Origin of the sequence: Nostoc foliaceum FACHB-393 (genome assembly GCF_014698505.1) — a bacterium.
Classification (GTDB): Bacteria; Cyanobacteriota; Cyanobacteriia; order Cyanobacteriales; family Nostocaceae; genus Nostoc; species Nostoc foliaceum_A.
The window spans coordinates 1-16,761 of sequence record NZ_JACJTD010000099.1; the positions used below are offsets into that span (position 1 = coordinate 1).

General features: G+C 42.1%; 20 protein-coding genes and 1 pseudogene. 11 read left to right on the forward strand and 10 right to left on the reverse strand.

From position 1 onward, the window contains the following. Window positions 1–205 precede the first annotated feature (205 nt). Window positions 206–1,378, forward strand: a complete 1,173-nt coding sequence (locus tag H6G92_RS35520; RefSeq protein WP_190901191.1) for a hypothetical protein — start codon at window positions 206–208, stop codon at window positions 1,376–1,378. A 661-nt stretch (window positions 1,379–2,039) separates the two neighbouring features. Here H6G92_RS35520 and H6G92_RS35525 read toward each other — a convergent pair. Then, window positions 2,040–2,291, reverse strand: coding sequence for a hypothetical protein (locus H6G92_RS35525; protein WP_190901193.1), 252 nt, complete (start codon window positions 2,289–2,291; stop codon window positions 2,040–2,042). Window positions 2,292–2,485: 194 nt separating this feature from the next. Between H6G92_RS35525 and H6G92_RS35530 the strand changes: the two genes are divergently transcribed. Together H6G92_RS35530 and H6G92_RS35535 are read left to right on the forward strand one after the other, a co-directional pair. Then, window positions 2,486–2,893, forward strand: a complete 408-nt coding sequence (locus H6G92_RS35530; protein WP_242059452.1) for a hypothetical protein — start codon at window positions 2,486–2,488, stop codon at window positions 2,891–2,893. A 252-nt stretch (window positions 2,894–3,145) separates the two neighbouring features. Beyond that, window positions 3,146–3,310 (forward strand): hypothetical protein, encoded by a 165-nt coding sequence (locus tag H6G92_RS35535; RefSeq protein ID WP_190901195.1) that lies wholly within the window; start codon window positions 3,146–3,148, stop codon window positions 3,308–3,310. Here the strand turns inward: H6G92_RS35535 and H6G92_RS41420 are convergent. Then, a pseudogene (locus tag H6G92_RS41420) lies at window positions 3,288–3,930 on the reverse strand (transposase); the annotation flags it as partial. The gene H6G92_RS35535 and the pseudogene H6G92_RS41420 overlap by 23 nt on opposite strands. A gap of 30 nt (window positions 3,931–3,960) precedes the next feature. Then, complete coding sequence (locus H6G92_RS35545) at window positions 3,961–4,101, reverse strand: hypothetical protein (protein WP_190901197.1); 141 nt, start codon at window positions 4,099–4,101, stop codon at window positions 3,961–3,963. A gap of 183 nt (window positions 4,102–4,284) precedes the next feature. Here H6G92_RS35545 and H6G92_RS35550 point away from each other — a divergent pair, with 183 nt between their 5' ends. Genes H6G92_RS35550 through H6G92_RS35565 form a run of 4 tightly spaced genes read left to right on the forward strand, consistent with a single transcriptional unit; the run spans window position 4,285 to window position 6,517 of the window. Then, window positions 4,285–4,755 carry a MarR family winged helix-turn-helix transcriptional regulator gene (locus tag H6G92_RS35550; RefSeq protein ID WP_190901199.1) on the forward strand — a complete coding sequence of 157 codons (471 nt, stop codon included), beginning with the start codon at window positions 4,285–4,287 and terminating at the stop codon, window positions 4,753–4,755. 20 nt (window positions 4,756–4,775) lie between these two features. Next, window positions 4,776–5,504 carry a nitroreductase gene (locus H6G92_RS35555; protein WP_190901201.1) on the forward strand — a complete coding sequence of 243 codons (729 nt, stop codon included), beginning with the start codon at window positions 4,776–4,778 and terminating at the stop codon, window positions 5,502–5,504. 25 nt (window positions 5,505–5,529) lie between these two features. Further along, window positions 5,530–6,336: an NADPH-dependent F420 reductase gene (locus tag H6G92_RS35560; protein ID WP_313890049.1), complete on the forward strand. Its 807-nt coding sequence runs from the start codon at window positions 5,530–5,532 to the stop codon at window positions 6,334–6,336. A 22-nt stretch (window positions 6,337–6,358) separates the two neighbouring features. Continuing rightward, window positions 6,359–6,517 (forward strand): hypothetical protein, encoded by a 159-nt coding sequence (locus H6G92_RS35565; protein ID WP_190901204.1) that lies wholly within the window; start codon window positions 6,359–6,361, stop codon window positions 6,515–6,517. A gap of 306 nt (window positions 6,518–6,823) precedes the next feature. Here the strand turns inward: H6G92_RS35565 and H6G92_RS35570 are convergent, their stop codons facing one another. The 3 genes from H6G92_RS35570 to H6G92_RS35580 all read right to left on the reverse strand — a co-directional run bounded on the left by H6G92_RS35570 (window position 6,824) and on the right by H6G92_RS35580 (window position 9,542). Continuing rightward, complete coding sequence (locus tag H6G92_RS35570) at window positions 6,824–7,942, reverse strand: hypothetical protein (RefSeq protein WP_190901205.1); 1,119 nt, start codon at window positions 7,940–7,942, stop codon at window positions 6,824–6,826. Between the two features lie 33 nt (window positions 7,943–7,975). Then, window positions 7,976–8,656 carry a uracil-DNA glycosylase gene (locus H6G92_RS35575; protein ID WP_190901207.1) on the reverse strand — a complete coding sequence of 227 codons (681 nt, stop codon included), beginning with the start codon at window positions 8,654–8,656 and terminating at the stop codon, window positions 7,976–7,978. 469 nt (window positions 8,657–9,125) lie between these two features. Next, window positions 9,126–9,542, reverse strand: coding sequence for a hypothetical protein (locus H6G92_RS35580; RefSeq protein ID WP_069074504.1), 417 nt, complete (start codon window positions 9,540–9,542; stop codon window positions 9,126–9,128). Window positions 9,543–10,061: 519 nt separating this feature from the next. Here H6G92_RS35580 and H6G92_RS35585 point away from each other — a divergent pair. Beyond that, entirely contained in the window at window positions 10,062–10,259 is a 198-nt protein-coding gene (locus tag H6G92_RS35585) for a DUF2811 domain-containing protein (RefSeq protein WP_069074505.1), read from the forward strand. Window positions 10,260–10,337: 78 nt separating this feature from the next. After that, complete coding sequence (locus H6G92_RS35590) at window positions 10,338–10,511, forward strand: hypothetical protein (protein ID WP_190901209.1); 174 nt, start codon at window positions 10,338–10,340, stop codon at window positions 10,509–10,511. A 42-nt stretch (window positions 10,512–10,553) separates the two neighbouring features. Here the strand turns inward: H6G92_RS35590 and H6G92_RS35595 are convergent, their stop codons facing one another. From H6G92_RS35595 to H6G92_RS35610, 4 genes are all read right to left on the reverse strand, one after another. Next, window positions 10,554–11,006 (reverse strand): DUF1392 domain-containing protein, encoded by a 453-nt coding sequence (locus H6G92_RS35595; protein ID WP_190901211.1) that lies wholly within the window; start codon window positions 11,004–11,006, stop codon window positions 10,554–10,556. Window positions 11,007–11,122: 116 nt separating this feature from the next. Further along, entirely contained in the window at window positions 11,123–13,369 is a 2,247-nt protein-coding gene (gene recD2, locus H6G92_RS35600) for an SF1B family DNA helicase RecD2 (protein WP_190901213.1), read from the reverse strand. A gap of 216 nt (window positions 13,370–13,585) precedes the next feature. Then, complete coding sequence (locus H6G92_RS35605) at window positions 13,586–14,539, reverse strand: ParB/RepB/Spo0J family partition protein (RefSeq protein ID WP_190901214.1); 954 nt, start codon at window positions 14,537–14,539, stop codon at window positions 13,586–13,588. Window position 14,540: 1 nt separating this feature from the next. Continuing rightward, a complete protein-coding gene (locus H6G92_RS35610) occupies window positions 14,541–15,293 on the reverse strand; it encodes a ParA family protein (protein WP_179070380.1) in 753 nt (250 codons plus the stop codon). A 456-nt stretch (window positions 15,294–15,749) separates the two neighbouring features. Between H6G92_RS35610 and H6G92_RS35615 the strand changes: the two genes are divergently transcribed. After that, complete coding sequence (locus H6G92_RS35615) at window positions 15,750–16,157, forward strand: hypothetical protein (protein WP_242059454.1); 408 nt, start codon at window positions 15,750–15,752, stop codon at window positions 16,155–16,157. 60 nt (window positions 16,158–16,217) lie between these two features. Next, window positions 16,218–16,730 carry a hypothetical protein gene (locus H6G92_RS35620; RefSeq protein ID WP_190901216.1) on the forward strand — a complete coding sequence of 171 codons (513 nt, stop codon included), beginning with the start codon at window positions 16,218–16,220 and terminating at the stop codon, window positions 16,728–16,730. The last annotated feature ends 31 nt before the right edge of the window (window positions 16,731–16,761 follow it).

Sequence of the window (16,761 nt, forward strand, 5' to 3'; positions counted from 1 at the left end):
AGTCAGATCCCAATCTGAGTCGGAAATTTCAATTCCGTAGGCGAGGCAGTTTTCTTCCATGCAGTTTAATCTACCACCTCAGTAACCCATTTTTCACTGTAGCGCTTCAAATCCTGTGAACGGTTACGAATTTATTAACTTTGAAACTCAACAGACTCAAACTAATCAGGGTTTACAAATAAAAAGCATGACCCGCAATGCGTCTATGTTTTTAAAGAACAGCTCTACAGAATCATCAAGTGTAACTTTTAGTTACTCAGATGGTAAAGGCTATGAAGTATCAAATGAAGATACGACTCAATGGGAAATTGGAAATACGATTGGTGCTTCACTCACTGTCAAAGCTGAAGGAGTGGCTAAAGTGCCATTTCTTGCAGAGGGTAAGTGGGGTGTGGACGCGGGGGCAAGCTACGAACATAGTTGGTCTAGTGGCGGGAGCAAAACGAAAGTCAACACCGATAACGTCAATACCCAGCAAGACACCAGCATACAATTTAATGCACCTGCTAAAGCAATTACCAAAGCAACGGCAACCGCAACAGGAGTAGAATATTCAGGAGGAAAATACGAAATTTCGCTCAAAATTTCTGGAACAATTGGGATCGATCTCAATGGCGATGGGGATGCCTTAGATCCCAATGAAATCAACGTTCTTCCTATCAATGCTATTCTGCAACATTATAATCCTAAGCAATTTCAACTTGTGGGCCAGGGATTACAAAAAAACTTTCGATTACCCCAAGGGCAAGTCCTATTGTATAACGAAACCACTCAAGCAAAGGTATCAGGAACAGTTGACGGAGCTTTCTTTACCAATGTTAATGCTAGTATTGCATCCGCTTATGACTGGTCACTGACTAACCCAACAATCCCAGAATATGAGGATGGAGTTAACTATCAAGGAATTGGACAAGGAATAGAAGAACGCTATTGGCTAATCCGTAACTCACAATATGGGCCTCGACCTTATAGTAGTGTTTTAAGAATTGAAGGGTTTACTCCTTCTGAAGACTTCATCGGTATTCAACATAATGGTATTAATAGCGACAACGATATTTTGTTGGGAACAAATGTATTAACAGGTCAAGATCCTGCTAATAAGCTAATTCTTAAAGCAGGTAGCTACACAAAAAATAACATCACCTATCAAACAACCCAAATTATCATGGGTGGCACAGGTAGTGACTATACCACCATCAATGATAATGATATTTTAGCCGAACTTATCAATATTGCCCCCAATCAATTGCTCGGTTCTAGTCGGGAGTCTCTAAGCAGAGGTGATATGACTTCTAACTTTATGTTTGGTACTCAAGGAACTATCTGGGACAATAGTTTAGCTTCTGGTAATGGTACTAACTTATTACAACTCCTATAAGCTGTCTAAACTTCTGAATAATTAATCTCAGAATGATTTTATTAGGGCGATCGCACTTCTGAAATAAGGGTGCGATCGCTTTTAGAGAATTGTTTGGAAAGTCAAAGGGCGATCGCCTATTGCTCATTCATTAGTGACCTCTAGCTTGCTTCTCACCGGAAGCGAGTATTATCTAAGTAGGTGGGTATAAAAAACAGCAACAATCCTCATTTTGAAAACAAAAGAAGATAAATTCCTCTTGTTTACATGAAAAGCTTTTGTCTAATTATGATTTCTTTGAAAGATAATAATGATAATTAATTGAAGAAAAACAATTTTAAAAATCTGCCCATGAGAAAAGACATTTCAACTATATTTATAAGTTGAAATTCCGATCTACTTCATCAATTCTCTCAATTAATAATCTTTACCTCCTCTTAAAAAAATTGACATTTTTAACTAGAATTTCCCGTTGACATAGGTTATAAGATCCCAGTGCTACTTCTAAACTTAATGCTCTTTGAGTGCAAGCTTTACACCTTCAATAACATTAATTTAGCATAGCGACAAATAGAAAGTCACTGTACAAAAGGAACACTCGCTTTGATGCTTCAATTAAACAAAAGAGCGATCGCTTTTGTACTTAACTAAGAGCTTATCGCTCTTAGCTCAAAACAAAAAATCATCCCCCAATCCCTTTACCACTCTTATAGTTCATCGCTCTGGGTTTCCTCTTGCCTATAGGGACTACTTTCGATTGCTTGGGAGGTTGAGGCGGACGACATTTCTCGCAATATAGAGGTCTAACTCCAAAGGTTTCTCGTTGTGTGGGCTGTTCGCATTGCTTACATACGAAGTTGAAAACGCGAGTATGAATTTCCCGCTTATGCGCTCTGACGGTGTACTCTCTGACTTGGATTTCTTTGCTTGCCATTGCTTATTGCAATTAGTGACTTTTTGGATCTTAGCCTTTGCTAAGAAGATTTCAATGCTCTAGGTAAACATAATCACCCGTTTTGTGAATGGGAATTTTCATGGCTACGCCAAAGCCAGAGTGAGAGTTGCAACGACCAAATCCAACTGCAACACCTCACTACATTGAAAAATCACAAACATTTGGAGTTAATCATGGATATCCAAGCTACTCTCACGCTGACGATCCAAGCAGTCGTTATGAGCTTTGTTGCGCTAATGGTTTTTGACTTCATAGATGGTTTGTGGGTTGTACCCTTGCCGCCAATCGAATGGGAGCCATCAGTTATTGAACAGCCCACAGTTTCCGCAACAGCATCACAACCTACTCCAAGGGCGATCGCATTTGAGAAGATTTCTGACCCCTGGACTCTAGAACCACAATCCCCTCACCATTCTGTTCTTACGCCAGCAGTTATAATCCCTTTCCCCAGACTCCGACTACTCCCACCTGCCTTTCTTTACAACCGACCAAACCCAAGCGGACTAAAGCAAAATCCTCCACGTCTAAGAAATTCGCCTCAACTAGTACTAAGCACCAGTCCACCAAGCCACGCAAGATAACTGGAAAGTACCAAAAAAATTATAGTTAACCCGTCCTTAGCTCAAACAATTGTAGATTGCCGAGAAGATAAGAGAATTGACGATAGCGACGCGGAAAGCGACTGTGCGTAGCGTCTTTTAGATTTATTCCGCCTACTTGACTGCTGGGCTTGTACCAAAAACATTCAATCTCCAATCTGCCCTATTCAATCTCCAATCTTCTCGGTCAAACGGCTACGCCAAAGCGAAAGTGATGTATTCATATATATAAATATGGTCAGCCTTATAGCCACGCAAGGAACTCTGTTTGACCTAGAAACAGTTCTGGATTATGGGCAATCAATCCTCAACGTTGCTCAAGAACTCACCAAATCACTGATTGAGCAACGGACTATCTCCACCAGGACAATCCAAGCCCAAATGCTGGATCTACATTAGAAGGACGAAGTTTGGCTGCTAATAAGTGTTTCCCACAAAAAATATAAAGTGGAGCATAGCAATATCCCCCATAATAGGTATTGAAAAAAACTTGCTTCTGATTGCCATGTACTAAATCATCAGTTACATCTAAGTCAAAAATAATTTTTCGTGGTTCTTTTGAGTAGGATTTTAAAAATATATTTATAAATAGACTTTCAATTTCTGCTGAAGAATGTCCAATTTTATGGTAACAACTATCTGCTCCTTGTTATACATCTTCACTCTCTATGTTCCAGCCTATTTAATGTACAAATAAGCTGCTAATATTGCAGGCTTATCTTGTACTCCAATCCTTGATAGAGCAAACATCGGATCATGACGTAATTTTCATGGTCATTTAAGTCTTCGTATCCCATGACCAATCCGTAAATTCGTTGTCTAATTAAGTTTTCTATTGAATGGTCAATTCAATAAGGCTTTCGGTAATCTTGGAAACATAGTGCAAACTGTGATGTGATTTGCAGTTTTCTATCTATTTCAGCAATTAAGCTTAAACCTGCATCAGATGTTACTTGTCCACCCTAGAAATTAACTACGACTGGGGGCGATTTTGGCTGTTCAAATCTAAACTGTTTTGGGAACGATCGCCTTGTGGGTCAAATCATCGTTTATAAATGCTGAAATACTTGCCTTATATACATTTTAGCAGTTTTTGTTCCCGCTTTTTTCAGAGTTTGTGAGAAATCCGGGTTATTGACTCGCCATTTTTCTGAACTCCAATAGTTGCGATCGCTTGAGTATTGCTGCACGAGTTTCTTGAACTCGGCTTTGGATTTAATTCCCCGCAGTGCAGAGAGCGATCACCTTGGTTTGCTTCGGCGCTATCCTCCCTGGATCAGGCGGTGTGACGGGTGGCGATGGGTTGTGATGCTAGAATAGGTATTGAACTATTATGTAGTACGCTATATAATAGCTGTTGACTGGGTTTTACAATGGATAACAACTCAAACATAAACGAACGGCGACGCGTGGGGAGGCAGCTTTCGTTTGCCCTCTATAGTGCGTCGAACCGCGTCATTCGGCTTCATCGGCCCTTTCTTGAGCCTTTGGGCTTAACCTATCCGCAGTTCCTAGTCATGCTCGCCCTCTACGATGGTGCCCCGCGCACGGTGGGAGATTTAGGGCTGGAACTCGGTATGGATAATGGAACCCTGACGCCGCTTTTGAAGCGACTTCAAAGCGCGGGACTGGTCACGCGCACCCGTGACCAGCATGACGAACGCCGCGTGCTTATCGATCTGACCGACGCTGGTGAAGCGCTGCGCGAGGAAGCGTGTTCGATCCCTGAGAAGATCGAGACGGCTTGCCGTCTTACCCCTAAAGACTTTGTAGAACTGCGCGACACCTTAAACGGGCTAGGTCATCCCCGTTCGGCCAACGCCCCCGACTCGATTACCGAATGACCACCTTTTTGGGATTCACCATGTTAAATACAACACCTGTACCAACCAGCCCCATCGAATTAGCAAACGGACCGTCGCAAACCAAGTCTTTTAAAGAGACTGTGCGTGAGCGTCATTCTGTCCGGAGTTTCCTGCAAACCCCTGTCCCCGACGCTGTGCTCCGCTCGGTTCTGGAAGACGCACAACGCACACCCTCGAACTGCAACACCCAGCCCTGGCAGGTTCACATCGTCTCCGGCACGACACGCGACGCACTCAGCAAGGCTCTCCTTGCGGACGACGAGGCTGGTCGGATGACACCGGATTTTAGCTTCTCCACCGCCGATTTTTGCGGCGTCTACAGCGAGCGCTCAAAGGCGCAAGGCGCGGCCTACTATCAGGCGATTGGCGTCCCGCGCGAGGCAACCGAAGATCGCCGGACCGCATCGCGATACAATCTGGAATTTTTTGGTGCGCCGCACGCCGCGTTGCTCTTCATGCCTTCCTTTGGCGACGATGTGCGAGTGGCTGGCGACATCGGAATGTACGGCCAGACGTTCTTGCTGTCGCTGACGGCGCACGGGCTTGGCGGCATACCGCAGACGATGCTCGGCTTTTACGCCGACACGATCCGCGAGCTGTTGGGCATCGATCCGTCCCTGAAGATGCTGTTCGGTATCTCATTCGGCTATCCCGACAAGACGGCCACCGCCAATCGCTATCGGATCGAGAAGGCGCCTATCGAAGAAAGCGTGACTTTCCACAATTAACAGACATTCACGAACAGACATTCACATTCAAAACGGAAGATTTACACGAGGATTTATCATGAGTAACACAAAGAATTTGAAGATCGGCATTTTGGGCGCCGGTAACATTGGAAAGACCCTGGCCTGCAAACTGGCTCAGGCTGGGCATGACGTGAAGGTGGCCAACTCACGCGGACCGGAAACCATCCCAGCCGATGCGCTGGAGTTTGGTGCCCGCGCCGTTACAGCAGCCGAAGCCGTGCAGGACGTTGAGGTGGTCATTCTTTCCATCAATCCCGCCAGCTACTCCCAGGTTGCGCCATTGATTCAAGGCTTGCCAGAGGAAACCGTTGTCATGGACACGTCGAACTACCACCCCGTGCGCGACAACAGGATCAAGGCCATCGACGCGGGGCAGGTCGAGAGCTTGTGGGTGGTCGAACAACTGGGTCGGCCCATTGTGAAAGCGTGGAATACGGTTGTTTCAAATTCATTCGCAAGAAAGGGCGCAACCAAAGGAAGCCCCGACCGAGTTGCTTTGCCGGTTGCTGCCGACCGGGACAAAGATCGGGAAGTGGGCTTGGCGCTGGTGGAAGATACGGGTTTTGACGCCTTCGATGCGGGCACCCTCGAAAACTCATGGCGGATGCAGCCGGGATCGCCCGTGTATTGCACCGACCTCACCTTAAAAGAGCTACCGGGCGCGCTGGACTCGGCCGAAAGAGAGCGCTTACCCAAGCGGCGTGATCTGACATGGGCGGTAATGCTGGAGCGGTTTGTAGATATTTCCAACCTTGACCCTGACAAGGACGCGGAGTATTTCCTTCGTCTCAGCCGGGCCTTGCAAATGTGAATGTCTAGGGATTCGCGTGTAAATGGCTGTAGAAAAAAGAAACCTATTGAGCCATTATGCAGAGCGACTCTTAGCTGTGGGTTGCTTCACCGAGATCATCAACTGGCAAAAGCGGATATTCATTCCAGTTTCAGACAAAGCACCAGCTATTCTAGCGGCTGTGATTGAAATCTTGGGATAAGTCAAAAGCTGATGTATCTAATAAATACATCAGCTTATTTTTCGCTCAAACACGAGTGTCAAGAAAGGGAAATGAGAAAGGGAATAAGTAACTTAAAAGCTCTTGTTTCAAATATGGACACTGCTAAGTTATCGCACTACGTGCCTTAAAATTTTTCTTTTTTTATTCGACCTATTTAAAAATAGGGGCTTCATACCATGAATATAAAAAGTTTTTTGTATATTGCCCTTTCCCCCTTTCCTTTTCCCCCCTTCTTGGTAATCGGCATCACCGTGTCAGAAAAGAAAAATTGTACACTTAGAGAATTTACAATAATCCAACTTTTTTCAGGCGCGATAGCAATCCAGTCCGGGTGCTATAATTTTTTTGCATCTGCTTAATAGAAGCTTTGAACTCCTCTAGCTTTCCTTGATATTCAGCCAATTCCCGTAAGTCAACTAGATGTGCAACTGCTTGGTCATAAGTTTTGGATTGCTTGAATTCAAGTAACTTATATATATCTGACCATACTTTATCTTGATTTTTAGCTAGAACTTCTAACTTCCGGATTTTTTCCTGTTGTGCTGCTAATTTTTCTCGTTGCTGACGCTGTTGCATTTGCTCATTAGCATTTTCTAGTAACTGGGAGAATGAGCGTCTGTGAGTATCATGATTGCTATCACTTTTGGGAATCTTAAATAGTTCTCGCAGTCGGTTTAGAAGTTGTATTCCAACATTAATTTCACCTGTTGCCGCTTTCAAAAGGAAATAGTCTTTTTCCTCTGATGACAAAGCTGTAATCCACTCTTTTATGGGTTCAGTATTTTCTTTTTTATCAATACTTACTTGAGATGCCGATGCAATTAAATCCTGGTCAATATCAAATAACTCTATAAAAGTCTCAATTGCAGCAGGTAGTTTTTTCAAGTTTGCTGGGACAGGTGGTTCAACTAAATCTTCTTCATCTTCCCCTTCTTCAATTGCTATTGAAGCTGCTTTTAACCAAGCCAGGTATAAAACTCGATAATCTCCTTGCAAAATATCATCACGCAACTGCACTAATTGTGCTAGCCATCCCTCCCCTTCTATCCAATCTCCATATTCTTCGTCCTGGATACTAATATCCACAATTACATAGTTTTTGCTCCTTGATACAGTAATTTTATCAGCTAAACAATAAGGTTCAAAAACTGATGGAGCAACCACTGTTTTAGGGAAACGAAACATTAATTGTCGCGTCCCCCAATTCGCCATGTATAACATGATGTCGAAACACTTTTCTAGAACTTCCTTGGGTTCACCTCGAAAGTCTCCATAGCTGTAGGTAAAAATTGCGTTTGTTGCACTCAGTTGTACCCGACTAGATAAACTACTTATATATGCTTGTTCTGATGCAGTTAATGGTCGGTCTAATGCCTGGAATTCGTAATACTGGTACTCGCTCATAGTTTTATTTATCTTTAATAAAGTATTTATTTTTTAAATATTTGGTATTTGCCAATTAATTTCTGATTGTCCATAAGAAATTAATGCAGAATTAATAGCTGAAAAGGGCTTGCTGCCAAAAAAACCATTGTGAGCAGAAAGTGGTGAAGGATGTGCTGATTGAATTATGATATTTTTATTAGTATCTATCAGCTTTAATTTCTTTTGTGCATCCTTACCCCACAGCACAAAGATCACAGGTGCAGGTTTCTGGCTAATTTTACTAATTACCACATCTGTAAAAGTTTCCCAACCCTTATTTTTATGGGAATTTGCCATGCCTGCTCTGACACTTAGTACTGTATTTAACATCAATATACCCTGTTTAGCCCATGTTACAAGATAGCCATTATTTGGGGTTTCAAATCCAATATCTTGTTTAAGTTCCTTAAATATGTTGCGAAGTGATGGAGGTGTTTTTACCCCTGGTCTTACTGAAAAACATAACCCATGTGCTTGGTTTTCATTGTGATATGGATCTTGTCCCAGCAATACGATTTTTACTTGCTCGTAAGGTGTCAGTTCAAAAGCAGAAAATGTCTCTTCTTTAGTTGGATAAATGGTATGAAATAATCTTTCACTTATTAGAAACTCTTGAAGTTTAGTAAAATAAGGTTGTTTAAATTCTTCAGCTAGTACTCTCTGCCAATCATTAGGAAATTGCAAATTTATCATTCGATGATTATTTAGCGTCCAGACATATTATCTTACATTTCGTACCTCAACAATTCCGTGTTTTTCAAATATAACTAACACTCTGATGCAGTTAGAGAATATCTTCTAAACCTGGAAATAGAGGCGCTTCTCCCTAATCATATTTAGCTAGATAATCTCTAAAGGATGTACCACCAGTACCAACATCAGCACCAATTATTTTTAGTTGTGTAATTGCCAACCCTAAATGAGATTTATGAAATCGCCTTTGCAAATTATCATCAGCGCTAAAGCACTTTTACAACTAATTACTTCCTCGATATTAGGGTAATTCTAGTAGTGACTTTCACTACTATCCAAGCTAGGATTAATTAGCGATAAAGGTTGAAATGTATAAGATTCAGACATATTGAACGATATTGTTACTTTTTTATGAGCCAAACAATTTTATATTTCTATCTCAAAAATCATTAAATCTGTCGAAATTTGATTAATCTAAATACAATGCTGAACTTTGAAATGCTTCTTCTGGTGTTCCATAAAAAGTACCATTATTAAATAAGCTAGGTTCGTATTTTTCATTACTATAGGTATAAAAAGCCTTTGTCCATTTCTCTTCATTCCCTTTGTAGCGTAATCGACACAGATGAATTGGTGTATTCTTGGCTCTCTCTATATATTCAGAGCGTGTTATTTTAAACATTGATAGGTCATCATTGTCTGGTAAAAATGGTTCTTTATAAGCATCTATGTAACAGAAATATCCCTTAAAACGGACATCAATACGTATGTATTTTCCTGCATAATGCTGCTCTGCATAGGCTAATATTCGTTGCTTTGTTCTCTGTTTGACTTGCTCCGGGATTTTTACCCCTCCTGAATGTGGATCGTTTACCCATCCTCTCATGATTAGCTCCTTGGGAATACTGAGGCTGATATTACACTGCAACGGCAGAGATTACAAATCTGAACTTTTTGCAATTCTTATCATTACCTCTACTTTTCCTGGCAGATTCCACAGACTTTCCACAGCTATTTCTGCTGTTTTCCACAGTTGTTTTACAAGATAATCGGCTTCTGTTCACCCAATAGGTATTTTGTCATGTCTGTAGCAATCAGTCTGCTTTACTGAGTTATTATTACGTAATATAAACAAAACCTACTTCTAACCCTAGCTTTCACGTAATTATTTATTTTTTCTATATTTCTTTTTAACATTTTGCAACATTGACAAACTGAGCCAATCAGCACAAAATAAATCCACTAGCTTTTGCAGCCTGTTCCATTTTGAGCATCAACTGTATAAAACTATTCAGTTGTTAGTGCCAGTGGTGCGGCTAGCATTGAATGGGTGAAACTGTACTTGCACTGTATCACCTCTAGCTTGTTGTCCCTATTGATTTGCTTTTTCTGAAGCTTTTATTATATGAACTCAACCCAAAATATCTTTACTACTCTTCCCGAAACGCTACATCAATCTCTCAATACCTACTTAGAAAAACATCCTGATTGGGATGAACATCGCCTTATCACCGCAGCCATCTCCCTGTTTCTGCTGCAAAATGCTGATGGGGATCGCGGTGTTTCCCAAGTTTATCTCGAAACTCTGTTTCGTCGTGGCTAATGTTATTCCCTAGAAGTTATACTAAATAACAAGGTCAATCAAACTATATACTCAGAAAGATTTTTTCAGTCAGGATTAATGGCAACAAAAAACGAGGTAAAAGCGGAAACATCTACTACTGTAGTATCGCAACTTTCAGATGCAGCAGAACCCCAACTCGTAGAAAATGCTGAAGATGTGGCTCAACCAATGGAAAATTCCCTGGGTAGTGACGACATCTTAAACTCACTCAAAACCAAGAGGAGCGGGTGATAGTAACCTATAGCCTTATTCTTGAATATCAAATGAAAATATTTATACACTAACATTAACTAAATCTACATCAGCAAGCCATATTGTTCTACTTTGGGCAGACACTTCTTCTAAAATTGGGGAGCGCCACTCTACCCCATAAAGCCAATTATCTTTGAGACTAAAAATTCCTTGAATAATACGGCGTGTCGGCCGTTCACCGAAATCAACCTCAACTATGTCCCCCAATCTAAAAGCTGGAGTAGAAACAGTGGACTTTTTTAGTACATTTGTTGTATGAAATTCTTGTTCAGCTAAGTAGAGAGTTTCATTCTGGCAAACAATTGCATAAATCCATTCTTGTCCTGACCACTCAACACCACAGCAATAACCTGACAAGTCTGAGATTGGCAACAAAACTTTTTCTAACATTTTCACTGCTAATGGAGGCATGGTCTTACCCCACCCAGGAGAAATATGCCAACAGGATTCTAAGGCGGTAATTTGGTTAATCATCTGGGAATATAATCCTCTTCTTTATATATTCACTCCCTTACATCAGTCTGATCCGGAATATAATTTAAAGGCTTCACTCGCTATAGCCATTTTCTATTTTTAATAGTCAAAACATATTACCAATGCAGTCCTGCCTGAAGTAACCTCTGCTGTAACCTTGTGTACCGTCGTTGGTCATCAGTAGAGCGCACCGCCAGAGATATCGCTTTTTTTGCGCCAACCACGATCGCTAATTTCTTGGCACGAGTTATACCAGTGTAAAACAGGTTCCGAGTCAACATCATATAATGCTGCATATAGATTGGCAGAACTATCACCGGATATTCTGAGCCTTGGCTTTTATGAATAGAAATGCTCCAGGCAAGGGCAATTTCATTGAGGTCAGCGTAATCATAAACCACAGTCCGCTCACCATATTGCACTGTAACTTCCTGCTCGACAGTATCAATGGTGAGGATAATTCCCAAGTCGCCGTTGAAGACTTCGCGGTTGTAGTCGTTGGTCAACTGGATAATGCGATCGCCCTCGCGTAACAAATTCCCACCTCTGTTAATCTCCACCTTGTTGGGGCTGGGTGGATTAATCAACTGCTGCAATACGGTATTAAGATTGCGAGTACCCACAACTCCCCGTGTCATCGGGCAAAGCACTTGGACATCAGTGGCAGGATTAAAACCTAAGCCGGGGAGCAAGTCTGTAATCAATTCGCAGATTGCTTGCACTCCATGTTCGGGTTGATGTCCGCCGCCATGCCAAATACAGTCAGATTGAGGTGTGTCAGAAATCGGTTCAATCGTGGGATAAATTCCCCGATTAATTTGGTGAGCAGCAGTGATAATAGCACTTGTTTGAGCTTGGCGGAATACCTGGGTCAACCGCACCACGGGAACTCGCCCAGAATTGATCAAGTCAGCCAGTATTTGACCTGGCCCCACAGATGGTAGCTGGTCAATGTCACCCACCAACAACAGTAGAGCGCCAGCTAATACTGCTTTAACCAAGGAGTAAGCCAGAAACAAATCAAGCATCGAAGCTTCATCAGCGATAATTGCCGTGTGGGGTAAAGGATTTTCGCTATCGCGCTTGAAACCCCTTGAGCGGGGGTCAAATTCTAACAAGCGATGTATGGTTTTGGCTTCTAGCCCAGTCATTTCACCCAAACGTTGAGCCGCCCGTCCAGTAGGTGCAGCCAGGGCAATAGATTTACCCATTGCTTTCCAAAGCGAGACAATGGTGTGGGTGGTGAAAGTTTTTCCAACGCCAGGTCCACCAGTTAAAATCATCATCCTGGAGTAAGCTGCTATCTCGACCGCTTGCTGTTGTTGCTCTGAAAGCTGAATCTTGTGACTAGCAGTGAAGCGCTCAATCCAGGCACGGACACGGGGAATATCTTGTGCAATTGGCTGGCTCAAGCGCCCAGATATCAGTTGTGCTAGGTTTTGTTCTGTATGAAAGTAAGTTGGTTTGTAGCACAGCAGGGTTTGGTCTGGAATTTTCTCTCTGATTAGCTCATCTTTCAAAGCCATGTCTTTGATAGTTTGAGCCATTGCATCTTCTGTTGGCTGATGTTCGTCAGTAGTCAGCAGTTTAATGACTGACTCAATTAGTTCTGGCTGTGGTAAGTAACAATGTCCATCTTCAGCAGCTTCACTCAAAGCGTGGACAAGTCCAGCACAATATCTGAATTCGCTATCAGGTGCAACTCCCAAGTTACGGGCAATTTTATCAGCAGTCAGAAAACCGATCCCATAGATATCGGCTGCTAGCTGGTAGGGGTTATGGGTTACTGTAGCGATCGCCTCATCCCTATATTGCTTGTAAATTTTGACTGCGTATGTTGTTGAAACACCGTGCCCTTGCAAAAATACCATTACTTCTTTTATGGCTTTTTGAGTTTCCCAGGCGTTTTTAATGAGAGTGATCCGCTTTTTGGCAATACCCTGGACTTCAATCAGTCGTTCAATCTGGTTTTCGATAATGTCCAGGGTTTCTAGCCCGAAGTGGGCAACAATCCGTCTTGCTGTGACTGGGCCAACACCTTTAATCAGCCCACTGCCCAAATATTTCTCAATTCCGGTAAGCGTTGCTGGTTTGGTTTCTTTGTAATTAACTACTTGGAATTGTGGACCAAACTGAGGATGGTCACGCCAGAAACCAGTTAGCTGTAGAGTTTGACCTGGCTGAATATTGGCAAAGCTGCCTACGATTGTGGTGAGTTCGTTGCTCCGGGGGCGGGTCAGTCTTGCCACAGTGTAGCCTGACTCAACAGAGTAAAAAGTTAAACGTTCTACGACTCCGGTGATTGTTTCGTGTTGAGGAAAGGCGCTTACTTGTTGAGGGGAAAGATTAGAGGGAGTGGACATTGTTTATGATCAGATGCCGCACATTATTACAATATTGGAATTCAGTTCAATCATAGTACATAAATACTATACTCTTTTGAGATTACAGTAATAGTAGATGATAAAGTCGAAAATGCTGCTTCGCTTCACCATACGATGACTACGAGCGCAAGCTATGCAAGCTACGCCTCAAAGGTTGGTGAGGAGAGTGAAATATGTTGTAAAAAACCATAGATTCTACTCTAATAAAGCTTCAATTTGCCCTAACAACTTATCTAAAACTTTCGCTTTATTAGGATCTTCCCAGATTTTAGCTTGCTTAACTCGCTGATAGGCTTCCTTCATCCGATTAGGAAGGATATTCGGCTGAGAAGACTTAGGAGGTTGAACTGATTGAATGTAACTTTTGATATCTCTAACTGAAAGATTTTCTTCAATAGTTTTCACTAGAAGTTGATGTCGCTGATCTTTGTCTTTCAATTGAGCGATGATACGAGCTTTGGTATATTCTAGTTGTCCTTGGCGCAAAGTTTCTAGAACATCTTTAGGTAAATTTAGTAAAGGTAGGCGATGACTACGAAAACTGTCTGGAGTCAACCTACCTATTACTGAAAATATCTTTTCTACCATTTCCCATTGGTTACGAACAACGTTGTTCGTAGTTTCTGTTTTTTGCTTTTGGAGGTTAGCAATATGATTGAGTAGGGAAATAACTTCTCCTTGAGAGCATTCCAAGCGGATAGATAGCAGTTGCAAAATAGCTTCAGTTTCCTCAACAGGATTTAAATCTTCCCGTTGCAAATTTTCGAGGAGGGCGACTTGGAAAGCATCTTGGTCATTGAGATGGCGGATAATAACCGGAACTTGCTCCATTCCAAGAGTTTGAGCCGCACGGTAGCGACGTTCACCAGCAATCAATTCATAATTACCGGATTCTAACGGTCGGACAAGCAGTGGCTGCAAGATGCCATGTTCACGAATAGAAGCAACTAGGCTTTCCATTCCTTGAATTGAAAAATAACGCCGAGGCTGATGAGCAGCTAGGTGAATTTGAGTTATTAATAAAGATTGTTCAATAGATTCGTTTTCCGAGAGTTGAGGATTATTGGTAACTCCTACTAAGTCAAGGAATTGTCTGGTTTTATTCGGAAATTCCATTTCATCTGCCATTGACAAGCGCCGCTTCGCCATATTACTCCTGTTCTGCCATTTCCCTGGCGATTTCTTGATAAGGTTCAATCAATTTTCTTTCTGTGGTATATCGATGAATTGGTTGACGCGCCAAGTTGGACTCTGGAAACTGAACAGACTTAGGAACTGGTTCAAAAATTTTGACCCCAGGAAGTTTAGTTTTAAGAGTTTTGAGAGCATCTTGGGTCGTGAGTGTACGGTCTGCCATTGTAGGCAAGACTCCTAAAATTTGCAAATTGGGGTGAGTGTCTTCATCACGAAGACTTTCGATAGTTTCCAATAATTGTCGTAAGCCTTCTAAAGCAAAAAACTGACATTGAACGGGGATCAAGACTGCATCTGCTGCCATTAGTGCATTTAGAGTCAGCATACCTAAGCTAGGTGGGCAATCAATGAGGATATGAGCAAATTCTTGCCGTAAAGGATTCAACTTCTTTCTCAGGATTCGGCTATTATCTGCCGAGGTCAAAATTTGCTTTTCTCCAGATGCAAGAGATATGTCAGCCGGAATCAGCTTGATTCCGTACTCGGTGTCAATAATAGTTTCAGATGCGCTCTGTTTACGATCTGTAAGTACTTCATAAGCAGTCTTCTGCCCTGGCTGAATCTTGATTCCTAGACCCGTGGTTAAATTACCTTGGGGATCAAAGTCAACTACAAGGCAGGAGGAACTTTCTGCCAGCAATCCACTTAGTGCGATAGTAGAGGTTGTCTTGGCTACTCCTCCCTTTTGATTAGTAACTGCGATAATCATATTTTCTTGGTACTATGCGATTTTTGATGAAAAAACATATATTAGTTACAGAATGAACTGATTCTATGACAATTTAAGTAGACCGCAGAGATTTTCACAAGTTTTACACCAAAGTAATGAAAAACTAATGCTCCAAATTGCTTGTTACCTAAAAAGCTAACTATACTTTCGTTCTGGTGATGAGGAGCGATTTGGTGAAATAAATTGGCGGTTAAAATACACTCATTTCCCAAAGTTCAGGAAAGAAAGTTCTGATGAAGTCTACCGAGCGATAAGCCTAACGGCATGGCTTCGCTTACCGCCCAAGCTACCTAAGCAAGAATTAAAACTCAACGACCAAAGCCCAAAGCTTGACCTTGTTGCTTATAAATCAGTAGAGAAACAGCAGCCAACCTCTCAGCCTGACATTACTCCCAGTGTTGATCTGCCGTCAGTTGAGCAGCAGCCCAAGCAGAGGTGATACCTCTTGTAAGGTCAAAGACAAACGCTGCTGAAAAACCGCAACATTTAGACAAAAGTAAAGCCAAAGGTACCTCTTCTGACAAGAGAAAATCCAAATTACCGCAACAGCCCAAGCAACAGGGTCAATTGACAAAGAGCGATGAAGAAGAAGAGTTAGCGCCAGAACGCTGTCAACATATCCAGTTTTTGGACTGCGATAAACAAGTGGGGCGCGTGGTATTCGAGTGTTGGCACTGTCAGCAGGGAATAATTAGCGAGTTTACTGGGGAACCAGTAATGGGAGAATACTTTGGTCATCCTTCATTAATTCAGGTGAAAGTCCAATGTCCTAATTGTGAGCAGACGGCGATTAGATTAACAACGGGTCAGGTGGTTTCAACAACAGCGATTCCTTCTCCTTGACAGGAATGATGGCACACTCCCTCTTCAAGAGTGATTGGTGAAAGATATTTACGATTGATAATGCAAATGAGATTTTTACCCTCAATAATAACTGCACTAACGGCACTGACATTAACTAGTTGCAGCACTACTACTGCTGAACAGTATGAAGCTACAGCACTCACCAGTTACTCCTGGCAAGTTAAGTATGCGAATAACCTAACTAGTCAACCACAGCCACGCATTGAAACCTTTGCTAACACTTCAGTGTTGAATCGGAATGGATTGAAACCGCCAGGAGCAGTTGTTGGCCCAGATGACAGAGGGTTATGGTGGCCTACTGTACCGCCACGACCAAGTGTTGATGAAGTTGAACAACGCAAAAAATCTCAAGAAGAGGCAGGCAAACCTGAATTGATGAAATATGTTCAGTACAAACTGACCTACGGAGTGGGTAATTTACAGAAGGCACTACCTACTAATTATGATGTTTATCGACAAGTAGTAAAAGCTTACCCCCAAAGAACTCCTTTGGAATTGACTTTGGGTGTAAATGATAATTCAGTTGAGAAAGCTGAACCTGTAAGCAAGTGATAACGCACTCGTTACATAGTCAACAAGAAGT